The 20,750-nt window shown below is 67.1% G+C and carries 23 protein-coding genes; 15 read left to right on the top strand and 8 right to left on the bottom strand.

Annotation, left to right across the window (positions count from 1 at the left end):
- Window positions 1–247 precede the first annotated feature (247 nt).
- The 4 genes from IFT63_RS12760 to IFT63_RS12745 are packed head-to-tail and all read left to right on the top strand — an operon-like array spanning window position 248 to window position 3,180.
- Window positions 248–829 carry a nitroreductase gene (locus IFT63_RS12760; RefSeq protein ID WP_192084467.1) on the top strand — a complete coding sequence of 194 codons (582 nt, stop codon included), beginning with the start codon at window positions 248–250 and terminating at the stop codon, window positions 827–829.
- Window positions 830–864: 35 nt separating this feature from the next.
- A complete protein-coding gene (locus IFT63_RS12755) occupies window positions 865–1,842 on the top strand; it encodes a 5'-3' exonuclease H3TH domain-containing protein (RefSeq protein WP_192084616.1) in 978 nt (325 codons plus the stop codon).
- Entirely contained in the window at window positions 1,839–2,393 is a 555-nt protein-coding gene (locus IFT63_RS12750; protein ID WP_192084465.1) for an NUDIX hydrolase, read from the top strand. Before IFT63_RS12755 ends, IFT63_RS12750 begins: the two co-directional genes overlap by 4 nt.
- A complete protein-coding gene (locus IFT63_RS12745; RefSeq protein ID WP_192084463.1) occupies window positions 2,386–3,180 on the top strand; it encodes an N-formylglutamate amidohydrolase in 795 nt (264 codons plus the stop codon). Before IFT63_RS12750 ends, IFT63_RS12745 begins: the two co-directional genes overlap by 8 nt.
- A 184-nt stretch (window positions 3,181–3,364) precedes the next feature.
- On the opposite strand, the gene pip is transcribed toward IFT63_RS12745, so the two are convergent.
- Together pip and prmC are read right to left on the bottom strand one after the other, a co-directional pair.
- On the bottom strand, window positions 3,365–4,306 hold the full coding sequence (gene pip, locus IFT63_RS12740) for a prolyl aminopeptidase (RefSeq protein WP_042613049.1): 942 nt from the start codon (window positions 4,304–4,306) through the stop codon (window positions 3,365–3,367).
- A gap of 51 nt (window positions 4,307–4,357) precedes the next feature.
- Window positions 4,358–5,209 carry a peptide chain release factor N(5)-glutamine methyltransferase gene (gene prmC, locus IFT63_RS12735; protein ID WP_192084461.1) on the bottom strand — a complete coding sequence of 284 codons (852 nt, stop codon included), beginning with the start codon at window positions 5,207–5,209 and terminating at the stop codon, window positions 4,358–4,360.
- A gap of 339 nt (window positions 5,210–5,548) precedes the next feature.
- Between prmC and ahpC the strand changes: the two genes are divergently transcribed.
- The 5 genes from ahpC (at window position 5,549) to IFT63_RS12710 (ending at window position 10,487) form a co-directional block, all read left to right on the top strand.
- The gene (ahpC, locus tag IFT63_RS12730; RefSeq protein ID WP_042613046.1) at window positions 5,549–6,112 is read left to right on the top strand and encodes an alkyl hydroperoxide reductase subunit C; all 564 of its coding nucleotides are present in this window, start codon (window positions 5,549–5,551) and stop codon (window positions 6,110–6,112) included.
- Between the two features lie 184 nt (window positions 6,113–6,296).
- Window positions 6,297–7,889: an alkyl hydroperoxide reductase subunit F gene (ahpF, locus tag IFT63_RS12725; RefSeq protein ID WP_192084459.1), complete on the top strand. Its 1,593-nt coding sequence runs from the start codon at window positions 6,297–6,299 to the stop codon at window positions 7,887–7,889.
- A gap of 83 nt (window positions 7,890–7,972) precedes the next feature.
- On the top strand, window positions 7,973–8,938 hold the full coding sequence (locus tag IFT63_RS12720) for a LysR substrate-binding domain-containing protein (RefSeq protein WP_042613044.1): 966 nt from the start codon (window positions 7,973–7,975) through the stop codon (window positions 8,936–8,938).
- Between the two features lie 130 nt (window positions 8,939–9,068).
- Window positions 9,069–9,473: a nucleoside diphosphate kinase regulator gene (rnk, locus tag IFT63_RS12715; RefSeq protein ID WP_192084457.1), complete on the top strand. Its 405-nt coding sequence runs from the start codon at window positions 9,069–9,071 to the stop codon at window positions 9,471–9,473.
- Window positions 9,474–9,527: 54 nt separating this feature from the next.
- The gene (locus tag IFT63_RS12710; protein ID WP_042613042.1) at window positions 9,528–10,487 is read left to right on the top strand and encodes a transaldolase; all 960 of its coding nucleotides are present in this window, start codon (window positions 9,528–9,530) and stop codon (window positions 10,485–10,487) included.
- Window positions 10,488–10,982: 495 nt separating this feature from the next.
- Here the strand turns inward: IFT63_RS12710 and msrA are convergent, their stop codons facing one another.
- Both msrA and IFT63_RS12700 read right to left on the bottom strand, forming a co-directional pair.
- Window positions 10,983–11,645: a peptide-methionine (S)-S-oxide reductase MsrA gene (gene msrA, locus IFT63_RS12705; RefSeq protein WP_192084614.1), complete on the bottom strand. Its 663-nt coding sequence runs from the start codon at window positions 11,643–11,645 to the stop codon at window positions 10,983–10,985.
- A gap of 30 nt (window positions 11,646–11,675) precedes the next feature.
- The gene (locus tag IFT63_RS12700) at window positions 11,676–11,939 is read right to left on the bottom strand and encodes a DUF2007 domain-containing protein (protein ID WP_192084455.1); all 264 of its coding nucleotides are present in this window, start codon (window positions 11,937–11,939) and stop codon (window positions 11,676–11,678) included.
- A 130-nt stretch (window positions 11,940–12,069) separates the two neighbouring features.
- On the opposite strand from IFT63_RS12700, the gene IFT63_RS12695 reads away from it, so the two are divergent.
- From IFT63_RS12695 to rlmM, 3 genes are all read left to right on the top strand, one after another.
- Window positions 12,070–13,818 (top strand): glutamine--tRNA ligase/YqeY domain fusion protein, encoded by a 1,749-nt coding sequence (locus tag IFT63_RS12695; RefSeq protein ID WP_192084453.1) that lies wholly within the window; start codon window positions 12,070–12,072, stop codon window positions 13,816–13,818.
- A 138-nt stretch (window positions 13,819–13,956) separates the two neighbouring features.
- Window positions 13,957–14,517, top strand: a complete 561-nt coding sequence (locus IFT63_RS12690; protein WP_192084451.1) for a nucleoside deaminase — start codon at window positions 13,957–13,959, stop codon at window positions 14,515–14,517.
- On the top strand, window positions 14,501–15,583 hold the full coding sequence (gene rlmM / locus IFT63_RS12685; protein ID WP_042614793.1) for a 23S rRNA (cytidine(2498)-2'-O)-methyltransferase RlmM: 1,083 nt from the start codon (window positions 14,501–14,503) through the stop codon (window positions 15,581–15,583). Before IFT63_RS12690 ends, rlmM begins: the two co-directional genes overlap by 17 nt.
- A 54-nt stretch (window positions 15,584–15,637) precedes the next feature.
- Here the strand turns inward: rlmM and IFT63_RS12680 are convergent, their stop codons facing one another.
- Both IFT63_RS12680 and IFT63_RS12675 read right to left on the bottom strand, forming a co-directional pair.
- The gene (locus IFT63_RS12680; protein WP_192084449.1) at window positions 15,638–16,114 is read right to left on the bottom strand and encodes a hypothetical protein; all 477 of its coding nucleotides are present in this window, start codon (window positions 16,112–16,114) and stop codon (window positions 15,638–15,640) included.
- Window positions 16,111–16,563, bottom strand: coding sequence for a hypothetical protein (locus IFT63_RS12675; protein ID WP_192084447.1), 453 nt, complete (start codon window positions 16,561–16,563; stop codon window positions 16,111–16,113). Before IFT63_RS12675 ends, IFT63_RS12680 begins: the two co-directional genes overlap by 4 nt.
- Before the next feature lie 78 nt (window positions 16,564–16,641).
- On the opposite strand from IFT63_RS12675, the gene IFT63_RS12670 reads away from it, so the two are divergent.
- Window positions 16,642–17,031: an EF-hand domain-containing protein gene (locus tag IFT63_RS12670; RefSeq protein ID WP_192084445.1), complete on the top strand. Its 390-nt coding sequence runs from the start codon at window positions 16,642–16,644 to the stop codon at window positions 17,029–17,031.
- 66 nt (window positions 17,032–17,097) lie between these two features.
- Here IFT63_RS12670 and IFT63_RS12665 read toward each other — a convergent pair whose 3' ends face one another.
- Together IFT63_RS12665 and ubiH are read right to left on the bottom strand one after the other, a co-directional pair.
- Complete coding sequence (locus IFT63_RS12665; RefSeq protein ID WP_042614789.1) at window positions 17,098–18,279, bottom strand: UbiH/UbiF family hydroxylase; 1,182 nt, start codon at window positions 18,277–18,279, stop codon at window positions 17,098–17,100.
- Window positions 18,276–19,481, bottom strand: a complete 1,206-nt coding sequence (gene ubiH, locus IFT63_RS12660; protein WP_042614788.1) for a 2-octaprenyl-6-methoxyphenyl hydroxylase — start codon at window positions 19,479–19,481, stop codon at window positions 18,276–18,278. Before ubiH ends, IFT63_RS12665 begins: the two co-directional genes overlap by 4 nt.
- A gap of 107 nt (window positions 19,482–19,588) precedes the next feature.
- Between ubiH and IFT63_RS12655 the strand changes: the two genes are divergently transcribed.
- Together IFT63_RS12655 and IFT63_RS12650 are read left to right on the top strand one after the other, a co-directional pair.
- Entirely contained in the window at window positions 19,589–20,173 is a 585-nt protein-coding gene (locus IFT63_RS12655; RefSeq protein ID WP_192084443.1) for a hypothetical protein, read from the top strand.
- 11 nt (window positions 20,174–20,184) lie between these two features.
- Window positions 20,185–20,739, top strand: a complete 555-nt coding sequence (locus tag IFT63_RS12650; RefSeq protein WP_192084441.1) for a cob(I)yrinic acid a,c-diamide adenosyltransferase — start codon at window positions 20,185–20,187, stop codon at window positions 20,737–20,739.
- The last annotated feature ends 11 nt before the right edge of the window (window positions 20,740–20,750 follow it).

The following is a 20,750-nucleotide window of genomic DNA, read 5'->3' as shown; positions in this document are numbered from 1 at the left end:
CTGCAACGCGCTCGGCGCACGGCGGGGGCATGATGGACATCACAGTTGTCGCTGGGGGGAGGTAAACGGGCCGACGGCCCGTCCGGCCTCGAACTATACCGCCGCAAACGTGATGAACCGTTCATCTATGGCGTGAAGACAGTTCGCAGTTTGGCGGTTCACGATGGCGGACATCACGGCGACTCAGCGGGGCGCCAGATGGCGCTCGCTATACTGGCGTTCCGCTCCAAACGGATGGCTCCCCCGCATGTCTGAACCTGCTGCCTTGCTCGCCCTCGACGCCCGCCGTTCCGTGCCTTCGCGGCAGCTGGGCGAGCCCGGTCCGGACGCCGCCACCCTGCTGCGCATGTTGCAGTCTGCGGTGCGTGTGCCTGACCACGGCAAGCGGGTGCCGTTCCGTTTCCTGAAGATCAGCGGGGATGCCCGTCATGCCCTCGGCGCCTTCCTGGCCGAGCGCGCCCTGCAGCGCGATCCGGACATTTCCGCCGCGCAGCTGGACAAGGATCGCCAGCGCTTCTCGCACGCGCCGCTGGTGATCACCGTGGTGGCCAGCTCCAAGCCGGACGCCAAGGTGCCCGAGCAGGAGCAGCTGATGACCGCCGGCTGCGTCTGTTTCGCGTTGCTGCACGCCGCCCAGGCGTTCGGCTTCGGCGCGCAGTGGCTGACTGCCTGGATGGCCTTCGACCCGGCCGTGCACGCCCACCTGGGCCTGGCCGAAGGGGAACAGATCGCTGGTTTCATCCACATCGGCACCCCGAAGACTCCCGTGCCGGAACGCGACCGGCCGGATGCCGCCGCGCTGCTGCAGGACTGGACGGGCACGGCGTGAGCGCGAGCGTGGACCCGCTGGACGCGCTGGATCCCATAGCCGAGGGCATCGCGCAGGCGCTTGCCGCTGAAGCCGGTGCACGCCCGCCGCTGTACCTGGTGGATGCCAGCATCTACATCTTCCGCGCGTGGCACTCGCTGCCCGACCAGTTCCAGGACGCGCAGGGCTGGCCGACCAACGCGGTGCACGGCTTTGCCCGGTTCCTGCTGGAACTGCTCGAGCGCCAGCGCCCGCAGCACATCGCCATCGCCTTCGACGAGGCGCTGGACAGCTGCTACCGCAATCGCCTGTACCCGGCCTACAAGGCCAACCGCGATCCGGCGCCGGAGGAACTGCGGCGCCAGTTCGTCCACTGCAAGGCGCTGTGCGCCGCGCTCGGGCTGGCGGTCATGGGCCACCACGATTACGAAGCCGATGACCTCATCGGCAGCGCCCTGCACGCGCACCGCGCCAGCCACCGCGGCATCATCATCTCCGCCGACAAGGACCTGTCGCAGCTGCTGCTGCAGCATGACGAACAGTGGGATTTCGCCCGCAACGTGCGCTGGGACATGCACGGGGTGAAGGGCCGGCTCGGCGTGCACGCGCACCAGGTCGCCGATTTCCTCGCGCTGTGCGGCGATGCGGTGGACAACATCCCCGGCATCACCGGCGTGGGCAGCAAGTCCGCCGCCGTGCTGCTGGCCCATTTCGGCAGCCTGGACGCGTTGTACGAACGCCTGGACGAGGTGCCGTTCCTGCGCCTGCGCGGCGCCAGCCAGATGGCGGTGCGCCTGCGCGAACAGCGCGAGCACGCCTTGCTGTGGCGCGAGCTGACCACCATCGCACTGAATGCACCGCTGGATGGCACCGTTGCCGGCATGCCGCGCGGCCACGCCGACGGCGAACTGCTGGAGGGCCTGTGCAGCACCCTGCGCTTCGGCCCGCTGACCCGCCGCCGGCTGTTCGCCGCGGCCGGCCTGGCCGACGCCTCCGCACCTTCTCCTTATCCTCCATCGAGCGAGTTCGCATGAGCCAGCGCAACAACGAAGCCCCGCGTGTCGTCTTCGAAGGCAAGTTCCAGCGCATGGTCGTGCGCGGGACTTGGGAATACAGCGAACGCACCCATGCCGGTGGACTGGCAGCGATCATCATCGCGGTCACTCCACAGGACAACGTGCTGTTCGTCGAACAGTTCCGCGTACCGCTGCAGGCCAAAACGATCGAGATGCCGGCCGGGCTGGTCGGTGACATCGACGCCGGCGAATCCATCGAGATTTCCGCCGTACGCGAGCTGGAAGAAGAAACCGGCTGGACCGCTGAACAGGCAGAGGTGCTGATGATCGGCCCGACGTCTTCCGGTGCCAGCAGCGAGAAGATCGCCTTCGTGCGCGCCACCGGGCTGACCCGGGTCGGTGCCGGCGGCGGCGATGAAAGCGAAGACATCACCGTGCACGAAGTGCCGCGCACGCAGGCCGCTGCCTGGCTGGTGCAGAAGATCGCCGAAGGTTACGAGCTGGACGCCAAGCTGTGGGCCGGGCTGTGGATGATCGACCACCATCTGGACGGTACTCCGCGTGGCTGATACCGGAGCGCACGTGGCGTCGGCGCTGCTGGGAGCGGGTGACCCTGCGGTCTACACGATCCACCAGCCGCAGGGCACGTCTGACTTCCTGCTGCTGGCCGACCATGCCGGACAGCAAGTACCGCGTGCGCTGGCCTCACTCGGACTGCCGCAGGCCGAGCTGGACCGGCACATCGGCTGGGACATCGGCATTGCCGGCACCACCCGCGCGCTGGCGCAGCGGCTGGATGCCTGGGCCATCGAACAGACGTATTCGCGGCTGCTGATCGACTGCAACCGCCCGCTGGCATCGCCCACGCTGATCCCCGAAACCAGCGATGGCACCGTGGTGCCGGGCAACGCGGCGTTGACGGCTGCGCAGCGGCAGCAACGCATCGATGCCATCCACGCGCCGTACCACGCACGCATCAACGCGGAACTGGATGCACGCCGCGATGCCGCGCGCCCGACCCTGCTGGTGATGATGCACAGCTTCACCCCGGTGATGAACGGCGTGCAGCGTCCCTGGCATGCCGGCGTGTTGTACCACCAGGACACGCGTTTCGCGCATCCGCTGCTGCGGGCGCTTGGCAATGAAGGCAACCTGGTGGTCGGTGACAACCAGCCCTATTCGGTTACCCCGAGCAGCGATTACGCGGTGCCCGTGCACGGTGAAGGCCGCGGTCTGGTGCACGTGGAACTGGAGATCCGCCAGGACCTGATCGCCGATGAAGCCGGCCAGCAGGCCTGGGCGGAACGGCTGGCCCGGCTGTTCAGCGGACTGCAGGCAGCGCTGCTGCAACGGTAATGCCATGCGTAGTGACGGCCGCTGGCCGTCATCCCCCGGCACTGGCTCCGCTCTGGTGGGTGACGACCGTTGGTCGTCACGCGCTTCTGCCAGTGAAGGCGTGACGACCAACCGTCGTCACCCACCGGGTGCAGGGTCACCCGCATCTGTTTGACGGCCAGCGGCCGTCACTACCATGCTGCGCTCAGGCGAACGAATCGGTTGCGCGCACCAGCGCGTCCACGTTCTCGGCTTCGAACGCCGAATGGCCAGAAGCCGGGCTGATCTGCAGCTTCGCCTTCGGCCAGGCCTTGCTCAGTTCCCAGGCGTTGGCCAGCGGGCACACCACGTCGTAGCGGCCGTGCACGATCACGCCGGGGATGTCGGCGATGCGGTGCGCATCACGCAGCAGCTGCTCTTCCACCTCGAAGAAGCCACCGTTGACGAAGTAGTGGTTTTCGATGCGCGCGAAGGCCAGTGCGAACTGCGGGTCTTCATGGCTGTTGACGAAATCATCGTCCACGTGCAGGAAGCTGGTCGCCCCTTCCCACACGCTCCAGGCCTTGGCCGCGGCCAGCCGGGTGGCCTCGTCTTCGCTGGTCAGGCGGCGATGGAAGGCGGAGATCAGGTCGTGGCGCTCGACGGCCGGGATCGGCTTCAGGTAATGCTCCCACGCATCCGGGAACAGGCGGTTGGCGCCTTCCTGGTAGAACCATTCCAGTTCCCAGCGGCGCAGCATGAAGATGCCGCGCAGCACCAGTTCGGTCACCCGCTGCGGATGGGTTTCGGCATACGCCAGCGCCAGGGTGGAACCCCAGCTGCCGCCGAACACCTGCCAGCGATCCACCGACAGGTGCTCGCGCAGTTTTTCGATATCGGCCACCAAGTCCCAGGTGGTGTTGTCCACCAGATCCGCGTGCGGGGTGGAACGTCCGGCGCCGCGCTGGTCGAACAGGATGATCCGGTACTTTGCCGGGTCGTGGAACTGGCGCATCTTGTCGCTGCAGCCGCCGCCCGGCCCGCCATGCAGCATCACCACCGGTTTGCCGTCCGGGTTGCCGCACTGTTCGAAGTACAGCGTGTGGCGGTCGTCGACCTTCAGGGTGCCGACGTCGTAGGGGGTGATGGCGGGGTACAGCGTACGCATGCTTGCAGCTCCGTGGTGATGCCCCGCGCACGGCAGGACAGAGCGCCCATTCTAGGCCGGTCGCCGGCCCAGCGTGATCCGGTCGCGCTGCTCCAGGTCCTGTACCGTTTCCACTTCATCCAGGCCGGCCTGCTGCAGCAGCACACGGATCGCCGCGCCCTGGTCCCAGCCGTGTTCCAGCAGCAGCCAGCCACCAGCAAGCAGGTGGGTGATCGCCCCAGTGGCGATCAGGCGGATGTCGTCCAGCCCGTCCTGCCCGGACGCCAGCGCGGTGGCTGGCTCGAAGCGCAGGTCGCCTTGTGCAAGGTGCGGATCGTCGCTGGCGATGTAGGGCGGATTGCTGGCGATCAGGTCAAAACGTTGCCCCTGCAGCGGCGCATGCCAGGACCCCTGCGCGAACGCGACATTGGACACCGCGTTGCGCGCCGCATTGCGCTTGGCCACGGCCAGCGCCTCGCCACTGAAATCGGTCGCCAGCACCTGGGCCAAGGGGCGTTCACTGGCCAGCGCCAGTGCAATGGCGCCGCTGCCGGTGCCGAGATCGGCGATCGTGCAGGGGCGATCCGCAGGCAGCCGCGCCAGCGCCTGTTCCACCAGCAGCTCGGTCTCCGGACGCGGGATCAGGGTGGCCGGGCTGACCTCCAGCTGCAGCGTCCAGAAGCCCCACTGGCCAGTGATGTAGGCCACCGGTTCGCCTGCCACGCGACGCGCCAGCAGCGCGTGGAAACTTTCGTGATCCGCCCGGTCGACCGGATCCGTGGCATGGGCGAACAGCCAGCTGCGCGGACGCTGCAGCGCATGCAACAGCAGCAGTTCGGCCTCGTGCCGTGCCTCTGGACCGGGCAGCTGGGCCGCGGCGTCAGCCAGCAGGTCGCGTAACAGCATGTCGGGGCGCGCGCTCATGGTCAGGACCTTGCAGGGGGGCGGCAGCTTAGCCCAAGGCGTCGCAACGAGCCCGGCCCGCGGCGACATTACGGCACGGGAGCCGATGCGCGTTGTTCAGGTCCAGCCCTGTGACACATTGGCTGAGGCTATCACGTCACTGGTTCAGGAACTTCCGCAAGTCATTGAATTAAAATAGATAGAGCGGGCGCGTTCGCAAATTCGCTCGCTAGAACAAACACCTATCAATAGCCCCGGCCTATTGGATAGATGCAATCAATGGATTGTCCTTATCGAATAGGAGCCGTTACTCTAGGTCCTGTCGCAACACCCACTCCCCTTCACCCAAGAGGAATATCCATGTCCCTGATCAACACCCAGATCCAGCCGTTCGAAGCCAATGCGTACCTGAATGGCGAGTTCATCAAGGTTTCCGACCGCACCCTGAAGGGCCAGTGGTCCGTCCTGATCTTCATGCCGGCCGCTTTCACCTTCAACTGCCCGACCGAAATCGAGGACGCGGCTGACCATTACGCTGAGTTCCAGAAGGCCGGTGCCGAGGTCTACATCGTCACCACCGATACCCACTTCTCGCACAAGGTCTGGCACGAGACCTCGCCGGCGGTGGGCAAGGCGCAGTTCCCGCTGGTCGGCGATCCGACCCACCAGCTGACCCGCGCCTTCGGCGTGCACATCGAAGAAGAAGGCCTGGCCCTGCGCGGCACCTTCATCATCAACCCGGAAGGCGTGATCAAGACCCTGGAGATCCATTCCAACGAGATCGCCCGTGACGTGTCCGAGACCCTGCGCAAGCTGAAGGCTGCCCAGTTCACCGCCGCCAACCCGAACCAGGTCTGCCCGGCCAAGTGGAAGGAAGGCGAGAAGACCCTGACCCCGTCGCTGGACCTGGTCGGCAAGATCTAAACGCCGCACCTCGCTCCCATGCCCGCCCCACGCGGGCGTGGGGGTGAACCGAAGCCAGCCGCGCACGCCAGCAGCCGCCAGCCCCTTCCACGCTGCTGTCTTCGGTTCACCCCTACCCCCTGTTGGTCCGCTACGCTCAGTCGCGGCGCCACGCCCCCGTTTTGCCTGAAGCCAGGAGAAGACCATGTTGGATGCCAACCTGCAGTCGCAGCTGAAGACCTATCTGGAGCGCGTGACGCGCCCGATCCAGATCACCGCGCATGCCGACGACGGCGCAAAGGCGCAGGAGATGCTGGAGCTGCTGACCACGATTGAAAGCCTGTCCGACCAGATCAGCCTGACCGTGCTGCGCGACGGCGCCGGCCGCGTGCCGTCCTTCGACCTGGGCAGCCCGGGTCAGGACATCCACCTGACCTTCGCCGGCCTGCCAATGGGCCATGAGTTCACCTCGCTGGTGCTGGCCCTGTTGCAGGTGGGCGGCCACCCGTCCAAGGCGACGGCCGAGGTGATCGAGGCGGTGCAGAACCTGGAAGGCGAGTTCAAGTTTGAAACTTATTTCTCACTGTCCTGCCAGAACTGCCCGGATGTGGTGCAGGCGCTGAACCTGGCTGCCGTATTGAATCCGCGCATCCAGCATGTGGCCATCGACGGGGCCCTGTTCCAGGACGAAGTGGAGCAGCGCCAGATCATGTCGGTGCCGACGGTCTACCTCAACGGTGAAGTGTTCGACCAGGGCCGGATGACGCTCGAGCAGATCGTGGCCAAGCTCGATACCGGTGCCGCCAAGCGCGATGCCGCCAAGCTGGCGACCAAGGACGCTTACGACGTGCTGGTGGTGGGCGGCGGTCCGGCCGGCGCGGCCGCGGCGATCTATGCCGCGCGCAAGGGCATCCGTACCGGCATCGCGGCCGAGCGTTTTGGCGGCCAGGTGCTGGACACGATGGCGATCGAGAACTTCGTTTCCGTCAAGGAGACCGAAGGCCCGAAGATGGCGATGGCGCTGGAACAGCACGTGCGCGAGTACGACGTGGACATCATGGACCTGCAGCGCGCCACCGGCCTGGTGCCGGCCGGCGAAGATGGGCTGGTGCAGGTGCAGCTGGAGAACGGCGCGGTGCTGAAGTCGCGCACGGTGATCCTGTCCACCGGCGCGCGCTGGAGGCAGATGAACGTGCCCGGCGAAGACCAGTACCGCAACAAGGGCGTGGCGTACTGCCCGCACTGCGATGGCCCGCTGTTCAAGGGCAAGCGCGTGGCGGTGGTGGGCGGCGGCAATTCCGGCGTGGAAGCGGCGATCGACCTGGCCGGCCTGGTATCCCACGTCACGCTGCTCGAATTCGACGACAAACTGCGCGCCGACGACGTGTTGCAGCGCAAACTGCGCAGCCTGGGCAACGTGACCGTGCTGACCAGCGCACAGACCACCGAGGTCCTGGGCGACGGGCAGAAAGTGACGGGGCTTGTCTACAAGGACCGCGTCGGCGGCGATTCGCATCGGGTGGAACTGGAAGGCGTCTTTGTGCAAATAGGACTGCTGCCCAATACCGAGTTTTTGACTGACGCCATCACCCTCTCGCCCCGGGGCGAAATCGTCATCGATGATCGTGGCCAGACCAATCTCCCCGGAGTGTTTGCCGCCGGTGATTGCACGACCGTACCGTACAAGCAGATCATCATCGCCATGGGCGCTGGATCGACGGCCGCTTTGAGTGCCTTCGACCACCTGATCCGTACGTCCGTGACCAAGAGCAGCGGTGCAGTCGCCGAAGCTGCCTGACACAGGTTCCCAGATCACCGGGGACACCGCATGTCCGCTGGGTAAGCCACGCCGTCCCGGTCCCTACCCAATGAGGTCTCAGGATGAACCTACGTGATCTGAAGTACCTGGTGGCCTTGGCCGACCATCGCCATTTCGGCAAGGCCGCTGCGGCGTGTTTCGTCAGCCAACCCACGCTCTCCACCCAGATCCGCAAGCTGGAGGAAGAGTTGGGGTTGCCGCTGGTGGAACGCGCGCCGCGCAAAGTGATGCTGACTCCCGCCGGCGTGGATGCGGCCGCGCGCGCGCGCGTCATCGTGGCCGAAGTGGAACAGATGAAGGAAGCCGCGCGCCGCAGCCGCGACCCGGAGGCTGGCGCGGTCCGGCTGGGGATCTTCCCGACGCTGGGGCCGTACCTGCTGCCGCACGTGATTCCACGCATCCGCGAACGCTTCCCCCAGCTGGAGCTGCTGCTGGTTGAGGAAAAAAGCGACGTGCTGCTGGCACGGCTGCGCGAAGGAAAGCTGGATGCTGCGTTGCTGGCGCTGCCGGTGCTGGACGACCAGCTGCACACCGAATTCCTGTTCGAGGAACCGTTCCTGCTCGCCGTATCGGCCCAGCATCCGCTGGCCAACCGCCGCCAACTGGATGTGCAGGAGCTGTCCGCGCAGCGCCTGCTGCTGCTCGAAGACGGCCACTGCCTGCGCGACCAGGCGCTGGAAGTCTGCCGGCTGTTCGGCGCCAACGAGAAATCCGAGTTCCGCGCCACCAGCCTGGAGACGCTGCGCCAGATGGTCGCCGCCGACGTGGGCATCACCTTGATGCCGACGCTGTCGGTGAAGCCGCCGGTTCCGCGTTCGGAGAACATCCGGCTGCTCGACCTGGTCGGTGACAACCCGCCAAGCCGCCGGATCGCGATGGCGTGGCGCCGCAGCTCGGCGATGAACGGCTTCCTGGAACAGCTGGCAGACCAGTTCAAGCACCTGCCCGCCTCCCTGTTCACGTTGTCGGGCGGGCCGCTGCTGCCCTCACGACAAGCCGCAAACGACATCAGCGCCCTGCCGGGCTGAGCCGCAGCCGAACAATGAAGAGGGCGGCGTGCGCGGGTGGGTCGATTCCTGCCCCGTTTGTCCCCACAATATGAATCAGGCGGCGCCAACTGGTGCCGCCTTTTGTATGTCCCTTTCAAGGAGTAGTTGCATGACCACCGCAAGCGGCCTGCCGCCGTCCATCACCGTTTCATCCCATGACCTGGCCCGCCTGGAGGCGCTGCTGGACTCTCCTGCCGCGAGCGCCTTGCCGGCTGCTGCGGCGTTGTCCGATGAATTGACCCGTGCCACCGTACTGACCCCTGCCGAAATGCCAGCCGGCATCGTCAAGATGCATTCGCGCGTTGAATGCGAAGACGCGACGACCGGCGACAAACACGTGCTGACCCTGGTCTATCCACGCGAAGCAAACGTCGATGAACATAAAGTGTCGGTGCTGGCACCGGTGGGCACCGCGCTGCTGGGCCTGTCCATCGGCCAGAGCATCGACTGGGATGCGCCAGGTGGACGCAAGCTGAAACTGCGCGTTACCGCGGTTCACAACGACGCACCCTGAACAATTCCCGCTACCCGGCTGCGCCCCACGCGCGCCCGCACTGATGGAGCTGCAATGAGCACTACCCCGTCCAAACTGGCCCAGCTGCGCGAACTCTCCGTGGTGGTCGCCGATACTGGTGATTACGACGCCATCAAGCGGCTGCAGCCAGTGGATTGCACCACCAACCCGACCCTGGTGAAGAAGGCGCTGGACCTGCCGGTCTATGCCGACCTCATCGCCCGCGAACTGGCCTGGGGCCGCGAACAGGGCGGTGAGCGCGAGAGCGTTGTCAACGCCGTGGCGGACCGCCTGACGGTCGGTGTCGGCACGCTGTTGAGCACGCTGGTGCCGGGCCGCGTGTCCACCGAGGTGGATGCGGACAAGTCGCATGATACCGAGGCCACTGTCGCCAAGGCGCGCCGCTTCGTGCAGATGTATGCCGACGCCGGCGTGCCGCGCGAAAAGATCCTGATCAAGATCGCCGCGACCTGGGAAGGCATCGAAGCGGCACGCGTGCTGCAGGCCGAAGGCATCGACTGCAACCTGACGCTGATCTTCAATTCCACCCAGGCACTGGCCTGCAGCGAAGCCGGTGCGTTCCTGATCTCGCCCTTCGTTGGTCGCATCCTGGACTGGTACGTGGCCAACGGCCAGGCGCCTGCAAGCATCGATGAAGACCCCGGCGTGGTGTTCGTGCGCGGCGTGTATGCCGAGTTCAAGCGCCGCGGTTCGCCGACGGTAGTGATGGGCGCCTCGTTCCGTTCCACGGCGCAGATCGAAGCCTTGGCCGGTTGCGACCGCCTGACGGTTTCGCCGGACCTGCTGGAAAAGCTGGACGCCGAGCATGGCGAACTGCCGCGCGCGCTGGTGGCGGGCTCTGCCGAATCTGTAGCAACCCCGCCGATCGATGGTGCGCGCTTTGCTGCGGACCTGGCCGCCGATCCGATGGCGACGGAGAAGCTGGCGACCGGGATCGAGGCGTTCGCCAAGGATCTGGAAAGCCTGCGGGCGCGAATCCGCGCGGAGCTTTGATTTTGTTGGGTGGGTCGAACGGGTGAGACCCCCTCGCGGGTGGCTGCGTACAACTGGCTACGCGCTTGGGGCCGGGCGGTGGGGCTGGTCGGGGGACGGCAAAAGCCGCTCCTGCGGGCCTCGTCTCGCGCCATCCATGGCGCTCAACGCCCCCGCCCAGCCCCACCGCCCGGCCCCCTGACAGGTTCCGGGGGCCGCCACCCGCGCAATAAAGAAGAAGAAAGCGGTAGCGCCGACCCATGGTCGGCGGAATCCATCAGACCACATTCCCCCACAATCCGCCGACCATGGGTCGGCGCTACCAAGGCCGACACGGACCTGTCGAAGGTGGGGCGGGGTGGGTTGGCGGGAACGCTCATCCGCATGGATGCGGATGGCGAGCCTCCAGGGACGGATTCACGGCGATTCCCGCCAACCCACCCCGCCCCGCCAACACGCAGCCCTGCAGCTTTTGACCTTGCCGTTGCCGTCGCTTTAAACGTTGCTTGAAAAGCGTCAGCCCGCCGCAGGCGGCAACCCGATCGGGCAGCTCACGCCGGTGCCGCCGATTCCGCAGTAGCCGTTCGGATTCTTCGCCAGGTACTGCTGGTGGTAGTCCTCGGCGTAGTAATACTCCGGTGCCGGATACACGATCTCGGTGGTAATGGGCCCGTAACCGGCCGCCTGCAGCTGGCCCGCATACGCGTCCCGGCTGGACACCGCCGCGGCGTACTCGGCCTCGGTCAGGCAGTGGATCGCCGAACGGTACTGGGTGCCGGTGTCGTTGCCCTGGCGCATGCCCTGGGTCGGGTCGTGGCTCTCCCAGAACACTTGCAGCAGCTGCGCCACGCTGACCAGCTTCGGGTCGAACACCACCTCGACCACCTCGGTATGGCCGGTCAGCCCGGAACAGACCTCTTCATAGGTCGGATTCGGGGTTACCCCACCGGCATAACCGACCGACGTGCTGTACACCCCGGGCAACGTCCAGAACTTGCGCTCGGCGCCCCAGAAACAGCCCAAGGCAAAGCGGATCCGCTCGAATCCGGCGAACCGGTCCTTCAGCGGATGGCTGTTCACGAAGTGCTGGTTGCTGTGCAGCGGCAGCGGCTGGTCGCGGCCCGGCAGGGCCTCTTCCGGGCGCGGCAGGCGCTGCTTGAAGGCCCCGATGCCGAGGATGCCGTTACCAAGTCCCAACATGTGGTGCTCCTAGGCCGGCTGTCCGGCAAGATCGTCTGTGTCTGAAATGGGGTCGCCAGGGGCAGGGCCCAAGTCCAGTCCGGCAACGATCGATTCAGCCTCCGGCCGCGCCGCCTCGGGGATGGCCACCCGCAGCACGCCGAACAGCGGCAGCTCGCCCATCCCGCCCAGCAGCGATTCGCCGAACACGAAGGCGGGAATGCCCGCATCCTCCAGCGCGTGCTTCACCAGATGGGCGTCGAACAGATTGTCGGCCTTGTAAACGATATGCATGGCAGCTCCTCGGCAGCTGGCTGCCAGCATACGCCCGCCCCGGTATACGGGCGGTTGCCCGCGGCGATGCCGGGCAAGCCAGCCGCCGACACGCTAGACTGGCGGTCTTTCTGCCCTTGATTGCCGCATCATGTCCGAGCACACCCCTGCCAGCCCCGAGACCCCCGTCGACAGCCCCGAGAAGCGCGATTTCATCCGCCAGATCGTGCGCGAAGACTTGGCCAGCGGCAAGCACCAGGCGATCAAGACCCGCTTCCCGCCCGAACCCAACGGCTACCTGCACATCGGCCATGCCAAGTCGATCTGCCTGAACTTCGGCATCGCCGGCGAGTTCGGCGGCGTCTGCAACCTGCGCTTCGATGACACCAACCCGGCCCGGGAAGATCCCGAGTACGTGGCCGCCATCCAGGACGACGTGCGCTGGCTGGGCTTTGAGTGGAACGAACTGCGGCACGCCTCCGACTACTTCCAGGCCTACTACCTGGCCGCGCAGAAACTGATCGGCGCCGGCAAGGCCTATGTGTGTGACCTGTCGGCTGAAGAAGTGCGCGCCTACCGCGGCACCCTGACCGAACCGGGCCGGCCCTCGCCGTACCGCGATCGCAGCGTGGAAGAAAACCTTGACCTGTTCGCGCGCATGCGCGCCGGCGAGTTCCCGGACGGTGCCCGCACCGTGCGCGCGAAGATCGACATGGCCAGTGGCAACATCAACCTGCGTGATCCGGCGCTGTACCGCATCAAGCACGTCGAGCACCAGAACACCGGTTCGGAATGGCCCATCTACCCGATGTACGACTTCGCGCATGCGCTGGGCGATTCGCTGGAAGGCATCACCCATTCGCTGTGCACGCTGGAATTCGAAGACCATCGGCCGCTGTACGACTGGTGCGTGGACAACGTGGACTTCGCCCACGACGACGCGCTGACCGCGCCGCTGGTCGATGCCGGCCTGCCGCGCGAAGCGGCCAAGCCGCGCCAGATCGAGTTCTCGCGGCTGAACATCAACTACACGGTGATGAGCAAGCGCAAGCTGATGGCACTGGTCACCGAACAGCTGGTGGATGGCTGGGACGACCCGCGCATGCCGACCCTGCAGGGCCTGCGCCGGCGCGGTTACACGCCGGCGGCGATGCGCCTGTTCGCCGAGCGCGTAGGCATCAGCAAGCAGAACTCGCAGATCGATTTCAGCGTGCTGGAAGGCGCGCTGCGCGAGGACCTGGACAGCGCCGCGGCCCGCCGCATGGCGGTGATCGATCCGGTCAAACTGGTGCTCGTCAACCTGCCGGAAGGCCACGAAGAATCGCTGACCTTCAGCAACCACCCGAAGGACGAATCGTTCGGCACCCGCGAGGTGCCGTTCTCGCGTGAGCTGTGGATCGAGCGCGACGACTTCGCCGAAGTGCCGCCGAAGGGCTTCAAGCGGCTGCTGCCGGGCGGCGAAGTCCGCCTGCGCGGTGCCGGCATCATCCGCTGCGATGAAGTGATCAAGGATGCCGACGGCACCATCACCGAACTGCGCGGCTGGCTGGATCCGGAATCGCGTCCGGGCATGGAAGGCGCCAACCGCAAGGTCAAGGGCACCATCCACTGGGTCAGTGCGGTGCACGCGGTGCCGGCCGAAGTCCGCCTGTACGACCGCCTGTTCTCGGTGGCCGACCCGGACGACGAGTCCGATGGCAAGACCTACCGCGACTACCTCAATCCCGCATCGCGCCGGGCCGTGACCGGGTATGTCGAGCCTGCCGCAGCGATCGCCATGCCGGAACAGTCGTTCCAGTTCGAACGCACCGGCTACTTCGTCGCCGATCGCCGCGACCACACCGCGGCCACGCCGGTCTTCAACCGCAGCGTGACCCTGCGCGATACCTGGTCGGCCTGACCCCGACCGTCCCGCGCGCGGCTCACCCCGCGCGCCATCGCCGCCTGCCCCTGCCCGCCCGCTTCATCGGACGCGGGCTACACTGCGCGCGGCTGTTGTTGTGTTCCACCCCCGTAACCCGATGAGAGGCACCCCGCGATGCTGTATGCGCAAGTCCACCTGACCCTTCCCGCCTGGATCCATGACCAGATCGACCTGGATCAGCGCTATCCCGGCGACGAAGCCAAGGTCGCACTGGCCATCGCGCTGTCGAAGTCGAACGTCGAGCACGCCAGCGGCGGCCCGTTCGGCGCGGTGGTGTTCGGCCCGGATGACAAGGTCATCGCCGTGGGAGTGAACCGCGTGATGCCCCACAACACCTCGCTGGCGCACGCCGAGAACATGGCCTACATGCTGGCCCAGCAGCGCCTGCAGACCCCGCGGCTGAACGATGTGCTGTCCCCGATCACCCTGGCGACGTCGTCCCAGCCCTGTTGCCAGTGCTACGGCGCCACCGTCTGGGCCGGCATCGATCGGCTGCTGATCGGTGCCAGTGCGGCCGACGTGGAAGAACTGACCCCGTTCGACGAAGGCCCGCTGCCGGCGGACTGGGTGGGCGAACTCAACAAGCGCGGCATCGAGGTGGTGCAGGGCCTGCACCGCGACGACGCGCGCGCCGTGCTGCGCACCTATGGAGAAGCCGATGGCGCCCGCTACTGAGACGTCTGCTGCCACGGCAGGAATCGGCCTGCTGTGCCTGTGCCGCCAAGGCTTCGAACCGGAACTGGCCGGCGAACTGACCACGCGCGCGGGTGAATTCGGTTTCGCCGGCTACGCGCGTACCCAGCGCAATGATGGCTACGTGCTTTTCATGTGCGACGAAGCCGCCGCGCTCAGCCGCATGCTGTCCTGGCGCGAGCTGATCTTCGCGCGGCAGAAGCTGGTGGTGCTGGCCGAACTGCCGCAGCTGGATCCTGCCGACCGCATCACCCCGATGCTGGCGGTGCTGGGTGATGCGCCGCGCTTCGGCGATCTGTGGGTGGAACACCCCGACTCCGATGCCGGCAAGCCGCTGTCCGGGCTGTCGCGCGCGTTCGGCAATGCGCTGCGCCCGGCCCTGCGCAAGGCCGGGAAACTGACCGACAAGCCGAACGAGAAGCTGCCGCGCCTGCACGTAGTGTTCGTCGATGGCACGCATGCCTTCGTCTGCGTCGCCTCACCGATGGACAGTGCGCCGTGGGCACTGGGCATCCCGCGCTTGAAGCTGCTGCCGGATGCGCCTTCGCGCTCGGCGCTGAAGCTGGAAGAAGCCCTGCTGACCCTGCTGACCGCCGAAGAACGCGAGGCGCTGATGAAGCCGGGGATGCGCGCGGCCGACCTGGGTGCCGCGCCGGGCGGCTGGACCTGGGTGCTGACCCGCCAGCACCTGAAGGTGCTGAGCATCGACAACGGTCCGCTGCGCCAGCACGTGCTGGACACCGGGCTGGTCGAACACCTGCGTGCCGACGGCTTCCACTGGTCGCCCGAACAGTCGCTGGACTGGATGGTCTGCGACATGGTGGAGCAGCCGCGCCGGGTCGCCGAACGCATGGCGACCTGGTTCCGCGAAGGCTGGTGCAAGCACGCGATCTTCAACCTCAAGTTGCCGATGAAGAAGCGCTGGGACGAGACCCGGCTTTGCCTGGAACTGTTCGAAGAGCAGGCCGGCAAGTCGCTGACCGTGCGCGCCAAGCAGCTTTACCACGACCGCGAAGAGATCACCGTACTGGCCTCGCCGCTGCGCTGATCACACCGGTGGCGCCGAGCCATGCTCGGCGGGATACCGGCACCGTGCTTATCGCTACCAGGACACCGGACGCGCGCGCGCTGTGCGCAGTTCGGCCCGCGCCACGCCTGCACTCCTGATGACGTCCGTGGCCGCTTCAACCCGCGCGTAAACGCCGGTTATCTCGGCGCCATCGCAGCACTCCACGCCCATCAACCAGTCCTTGGACCAGCGCAGCGCCGATGCCCGCAGCTGCGCGCGTGTCGCTTCGTACTCACCCTGCAGGCGCTCCAGGCTGGTTGCAAGCTTGCGCCTGCTCATGGGTTGCGGTGATTCCTGCAGCTGCTCTCGTTGCAGCCGGTCATGCAGCTTCTGCGCCCGGCTTGAGGGCGTGACGCCTGCGACACTGGCGTTGACCACTGTCAGCAACACGCTTTCCAGTGCTTTCTTCGCCGCCGCATCAAGCGGCGGTTCGGCGCGGCGGGGAGCGCCCACGCAATGGCTGCGCAGCGCGCGGAACGGGGCGAGGCAGCCCTTGACCGGGAAGCTCATGCGTTTGCCGTCTTTGTGGCGGAGACGGCCACGCGCACGTCCCAGTTGAACTGGCGTGCCGACTCGAGCGCCGCGCGCGTAGCAGCGATCTCCTGTGCCCGGTCACTGCCGGGGCGGACCCCGGCACTGCGCTGCATCAGGCCGTGCAGGATGGACCGCTGCTCATGCTTTACCGCGCGAACCTCGTTGATGATCTGCGCAGGCGTCAGTTTGTTCCTTCCCTCGATGTGCGCATCCAGGCGTTGTGCGGCGTTGCAGATGTAAACACCGCGCAGGGTGCCTGCGTTGTTGACGCGCTTCAGCAAGGCGGCGATCGGCGCCCGTTCACAGCCCGGTGCGTTGGCGATGCATGCCTGTGCGGCCACCCGGGCGGCCTGTGCCGGTTTGAAAATTTGGACAAGCAGATGACTGACATTCATGGACGGGTACGCTCGCATGGGAAGGATCATGGGACTATGCCCAGCGCGCGCCGTGATGGCTTTCAGAATCAGGACGCGCCACCTGATCCCGTCCCAGAGGAACCTGCCATGCCCTCCCGTTGCGTCCCCCTGCTGATCCTGCTGGCTGCCGGCCCCGCCCTGGCCCAGCAATCCCGTCCCGCGGCCGAGAGCCAGCCGCTGCGCGATGACGCCGGCATCGTGCGCGCGCAGGAACTGTCCGCAGGCAGGGTGACCGGCAGCGTGGACATCGTGGTGCCGCTGGGCGAAACGCCGGTGACGGTGCGTTCGCTGACGCCGTCCAGCGCGGCCGGCCAGTACCGGATCCACTTCGCCGAACTGGACGTCGACGCTGACGGCTACATCAGTCGAGAAGAGGCGCAGGCCAATCCGTCGCTGGCCGACGAGTTCATTTCGCTGGACGTGAAACGCCGCGGCAAGCTGGACCGGGAAGACCTGGCCGGGTGGTTGCTGGATTGAATCCCGGCATGTGGCGACCAAGGGTCGTCACCCACCACGACGCTGGTCATCACCCACCACTACCGATCACACACCGGCCGCGCGCTTCCAGAACAGCTGCAGCAGCGGCGACAGCTTGCCGGTGCAACCCAGCACGCGGCCGCGTGCCAGGGTCAGGTGCAGTTCGTCATTGGAGAACAAGCGGTTGATGCCATCGAAGCTGTAGGCGGCGATCGTATTGTCGCTGCGACGTTCGCGCGCCCAGCGCTGCAGCCGCTGCGGTGACAGCTGCGGCTGGCCACGGCGCTGCGCCGAAGGCGCCAGCCAGCGCTGCAGCGCGGCCACGTCGCGCAGGCCCAGGTTGACGCCCTGGCCGGCCAGCGGGTGCACCACGTGCGCCGCATCACCCAGCGCCAGCACGCGGCCGGCGACGTAATGGCGGGCCAGCTGGCGGCGCAGCGGGAAGGCCGCGCGGCTCGACGCCAGCTGCAGCTCGCCAAGACGGCCGCCGAAGGCGCGGGTCAGTTCGCGGTTGAACGCCGCCTCTTCCAGCTGCAGCACGCGCTGCGCTTCGTCCTCCGGCAGGGTCCACACGATTGAACTGCGCTTTTCGGCCACCGGCAGCAGCGCCAGTGGTCCGCCAGGCAGGAAGCGCTGCCATGCCGTGGCCTGGTTGGGCAGCGCACTGTCCACGTAGGCCACCACGCCACGCTGGAGGTAATCGTGGCGGTCCACCTCGATCCCGGCCAGCTGCCGCAACGTGGATTCGGCGCCATCGGCGGCAATGGCCAGCGTCGCTTCGATGCGGCGTCCGTCCTGCATGCGCAGGCGCACGCCATGTTCGTCCTGCTCCATGCCTTCGACGCGGGCCGGGCAGTGCACCTCCACCCCGGCGGCCGGCAGCGCGGCCCACAGGCGATCGACCAGCAGGCCGTTTTCGATGATCCAGCCCAGTTCACTGCGGCCGAATCGGTCCGCGTCGAACAGCAGGTCATCGCCCCCGGCGGCATCCCATACCTGCATGCGGCGATACGGATGCGCGCGACCGCGCGCGATCGACTCCCACACCCCGAGACGCTGCAGCAGCTGTACGTTGTCAGCGGCAAAGGCGAACACCCGCAGGTCCGGCTGCGCGGCCTGCCACGGCGGCGGCTCGTGGCCTTCCACCACGACCACCGACAGCCCGGCATCGGCCAGCGCCAGCGCGCAGGTGGCGCCCACCACGCCGCCGCCGACGATCACCACATCGGTGCGTGCGCGGCGGCTCATGCGGCTTCCCCGCGGCACAGTTTCGGCACTTCGCCCCGGAAGCCCATCGAGCCGCCAACCAGCATCGACTGCAGCGATGTGGCCTGGGCCGCCAGCAGGCCAAGGCTGCGCAACGGGCGCAGCAACGGGGCATCGTTGCTGGTCAGACGCGCCAGTCCACCAGAGAACGCGATGGTCTGCGCACGGTCTTCCTCCCTTCGCGCTGCATAGGCGTGCAGCAGTGGATCGGCACCGGCGTCGCCGTCGGTTTCCAGCAGCTCGGCCAGGGTCAGCGCATCGCGCAGGCCCAGGTTGAAGCCCTGCGCGCCCAGCGGGTGGATGGTCTGCGCCGCATTGCCCAGCAGCACCGCGCGTTCGCCGACCAGCGCACGCGACAGCACCTGGCGCAGCGGATAGGCCGCGCGCGGGCCGGATTCAAGCAGCCGTCCGGCGCGCCAGCCCAGCGCCGCCTGCAGCCGCGCCAGCCAGGCCGCCTCGTCCAGTGCCATGACAGCATCTGCTTCATCGCGGGCTACGCCATGCACCACACCGAAATGGCGGTCACCGCGCGGCAGCAAGGCCGTCGGGCCGGTATCGGTGAGCCGCTCCCATGCGGTGCCATCCGGTGCACGTTGGCTGCGCACGCGCGCCACGAACAGCGTCTGCTGGAAATCATGTTCCTCCACGCCGATCCCCAGCGCGCTGCGTACGCCGCTGGCGGTGCCATCGGCACCGACCACCAGCCGCGCCTGCAGCGTGTGCTCACCGGCCTCATCGTGCACCTGGACCTGGCGATAGCCATCGACGACTGCGCCCAGACCGATGAAACGCGCCGGGGCCCGCCGCTGCAGCTGCGGCAGTTCCTGCAACCGCGCTTCCAGGGCCATGCCGAAGTCCCGCGCCACCACCACCTGGCCGAACCACGGCCGGCCATAGTCGGCGGCCGCCAGCTGCACGCGCCCGAAGTCCCCGGCGCGACTGACATGGATGCGGGTGATCGGGCCCGGCGCGCTGGACAGCTTCTGCATCACCCCCAGCGCGGTCAGCGCATTGATCGTGGCGGCGGCGAAGCTGAGGTTGCGCTGGTCGAACACGGCCGGCAGCGAACCGGCAGCGCTGGCTTCCAGCAGGCAGGCACTGCGGCCGATACGCTGCAGCGCGATGGCCAGGCTGGCGCCGACCAGCCCGCCGCCGATGATCAGGACATCAACTCGTTCGCTCATGCCGCCATGATACGCGTTCGCCCGCCGCCCCTGCCCCGCCGCCGCGCCTGCACGGGGCGTGCAGCCGGTCTAGAATGGGGTTTGTTCACTTCCCCGTGCGCGTCCTGATGACCACCTCCCCGCAACGTGCCTTCGTGCTGACCTGCCTGGTGCTGTTGATGGCCGCCACGCGGATGAACCATTTCGCCGCCATCCCGGATGCCTCCTGGGCGGTGTTCTTCATCGGCGGCTTCTACCTGCGCAGCTGGACCCGCTGGGCCTTCCCGCTGCTCATGGCACTGGCGGTGCTGGTGGACTGGATCGTCATTGGCAGCCTCGGGCTGGATTTCTGGCAGCACTACTGCGTGTCGCCGGGTTACTGGATGCTGCTGCCCGCCTACTTCGCGATGTGGGCCGGCGGCATGGCGCTGGGCCACGGTTACCAAGGCGCGCAATGGTCCACGCTGGCCAAGGTGATCGCGCTGGTGGTTGCCGCCGTTGCGGTCTGCCACCTGTTCGCCCAGGGCGGTTTCTACTGGACCACCCGCAACGTCGCCGATCCCACCGTGGGCGGCTGGCTGAAGAACTACGCGGACTGGTTCGTGCCTTACCTCGGCACCACCACGCTGTACGTTGGACTGGCCGCTGCGCTGCAGTTGGCCGTGGAGCAGGTCGGCAAGCTGCGCCAGGCGCAGCGTGACGTCCGCGGCTGAGGTACAGGCAGATGGGCAACCGGCTTTCACGCATCTATACCCGCACCGGCGATGACGGCAGCACCGGGCTGGGCGATGGCAGCCGGGTCGGCAAGGACGATGCGCGCGTTGCCGCCTTCGGCACGGTCGACGAGGCCAATTCGGCGCTTGGCGTGCTGCTGGCCGTGCCCCTGCCTGTCGACGTGCAGGCGCTGCTGACCCGGCTTCAGCACCAGTTGTTCGATCTGGGCGGCGAGCTGTGCATCCCCGGCCATGCGGCGATCACCGATGCCGACGTCACTGCGCTGGAACAGCAGCTGGATCACTACAATGCCGACCTGCCCACGCTGAAGGAATTCATCCTGCCGGCCGGTGGCGAAGCCGCCGCACGCTGCCACCTGGCCCGCACCATCGTGCGCCGGGCAGAACGCGAGACGGTCGCCCTGTCGCGCGTGGAAGCGGTGCGACCGCAGGCGCTGCATTACCTCAACCGGCTTTCCGATCTGCTGTTCGTGCTGGCCCGCGTACTGGCCCGCGCCGACGGTGCCGGCGAAGTACTCTGGCAGCATTCGCGCCGCCACGGCTGACCTTTCCGGAT

Source organism: Stenotrophomonas sp. CFBP 13724 (assembly GCF_014841975.1).
Lineage (GTDB): Bacteria > Pseudomonadota > Gammaproteobacteria > Xanthomonadales > Xanthomonadaceae > Stenotrophomonas > Stenotrophomonas lacuserhaii.
The sequence above is the reverse complement of the archived record's forward strand: the minus strand, read 5'-3'. Positions and strand labels throughout refer to the sequence as shown.

What these genes read in the sequence shown, in the direction of transcription:
- IFT63_RS12760 (WP_192084467.1), top strand. Translation starts at nt 248, where the DNA reads ATGTCTGAACCTGCTGCCTTGCTCGCCCTCGACGCCCGCCGTTCCGTG.
- IFT63_RS12750 (WP_192084465.1), top strand. Translation starts at nt 1,839, where the DNA reads ATGAGCCAGCGCAACAACGAAGCCCCGCGTGTCGTCTTCGAAGGCAAG.
- pip (WP_042613049.1), bottom strand. Translation starts at nt 4,306, where the DNA reads ATGCGTACGCTGTACCCCGCCATCACCCCCTACGACGTCGGCACCCTG.
- prmC (WP_192084461.1), bottom strand. Translation starts at nt 5,209, where the DNA reads ATGAGCGCGCGCCCCGACATGCTGTTACGCGACCTGCTGGCTGACGCC.
- ahpC (WP_042613046.1), top strand. Translation starts at nt 5,549, where the DNA reads ATGTCCCTGATCAACACCCAGATCCAGCCGTTCGAAGCCAATGCGTAC.
- ahpF (WP_192084459.1), top strand. Translation starts at nt 6,297, where the DNA reads ATGTTGGATGCCAACCTGCAGTCGCAGCTGAAGACCTATCTGGAGCGC.
- IFT63_RS12720 (WP_042613044.1), top strand. Translation starts at nt 7,973, where the DNA reads ATGAACCTACGTGATCTGAAGTACCTGGTGGCCTTGGCCGACCATCGC.
- rnk (WP_192084457.1), top strand. Translation starts at nt 9,069, where the DNA reads ATGACCACCGCAAGCGGCCTGCCGCCGTCCATCACCGTTTCATCCCAT.
- IFT63_RS12710 (WP_042613042.1), top strand. Translation starts at nt 9,528, where the DNA reads ATGAGCACTACCCCGTCCAAACTGGCCCAGCTGCGCGAACTCTCCGTG.
- IFT63_RS12700 (WP_192084455.1), bottom strand. Translation starts at nt 11,939, where the DNA reads ATGCATATCGTTTACAAGGCCGACAATCTGTTCGACGCCCATCTGGTG.
- IFT63_RS12695 (WP_192084453.1), top strand. Translation starts at nt 12,070, where the DNA reads ATGTCCGAGCACACCCCTGCCAGCCCCGAGACCCCCGTCGACAGCCCC.
- IFT63_RS12690 (WP_192084451.1), top strand. Translation starts at nt 13,957, where the DNA reads ATGCTGTATGCGCAAGTCCACCTGACCCTTCCCGCCTGGATCCATGAC.
- rlmM (WP_042614793.1), top strand. Translation starts at nt 14,501, where the DNA reads ATGGCGCCCGCTACTGAGACGTCTGCTGCCACGGCAGGAATCGGCCTG.
- IFT63_RS12680 (WP_192084449.1), bottom strand. Translation starts at nt 16,114, where the DNA reads ATGAGCTTCCCGGTCAAGGGCTGCCTCGCCCCGTTCCGCGCGCTGCGC.
- IFT63_RS12675 (WP_192084447.1), bottom strand. Translation starts at nt 16,563, where the DNA reads ATGATCCTTCCCATGCGAGCGTACCCGTCCATGAATGTCAGTCATCTG.
- IFT63_RS12670 (WP_192084445.1), top strand. Translation starts at nt 16,642, where the DNA reads ATGCCCTCCCGTTGCGTCCCCCTGCTGATCCTGCTGGCTGCCGGCCCC.
- IFT63_RS12665 (WP_042614789.1), bottom strand. Translation starts at nt 18,279, where the DNA reads ATGAGCCGCCGCGCACGCACCGATGTGGTGATCGTCGGCGGCGGCGTG.
- ubiH (WP_042614788.1), bottom strand. Translation starts at nt 19,481, where the DNA reads ATGAGCGAACGAGTTGATGTCCTGATCATCGGCGGCGGGCTGGTCGGC.
- IFT63_RS12655 (WP_192084443.1), top strand. Translation starts at nt 19,589, where the DNA reads ATGACCACCTCCCCGCAACGTGCCTTCGTGCTGACCTGCCTGGTGCTG.
- IFT63_RS12650 (WP_192084441.1), top strand. Translation starts at nt 20,185, where the DNA reads ATGGGCAACCGGCTTTCACGCATCTATACCCGCACCGGCGATGACGGC.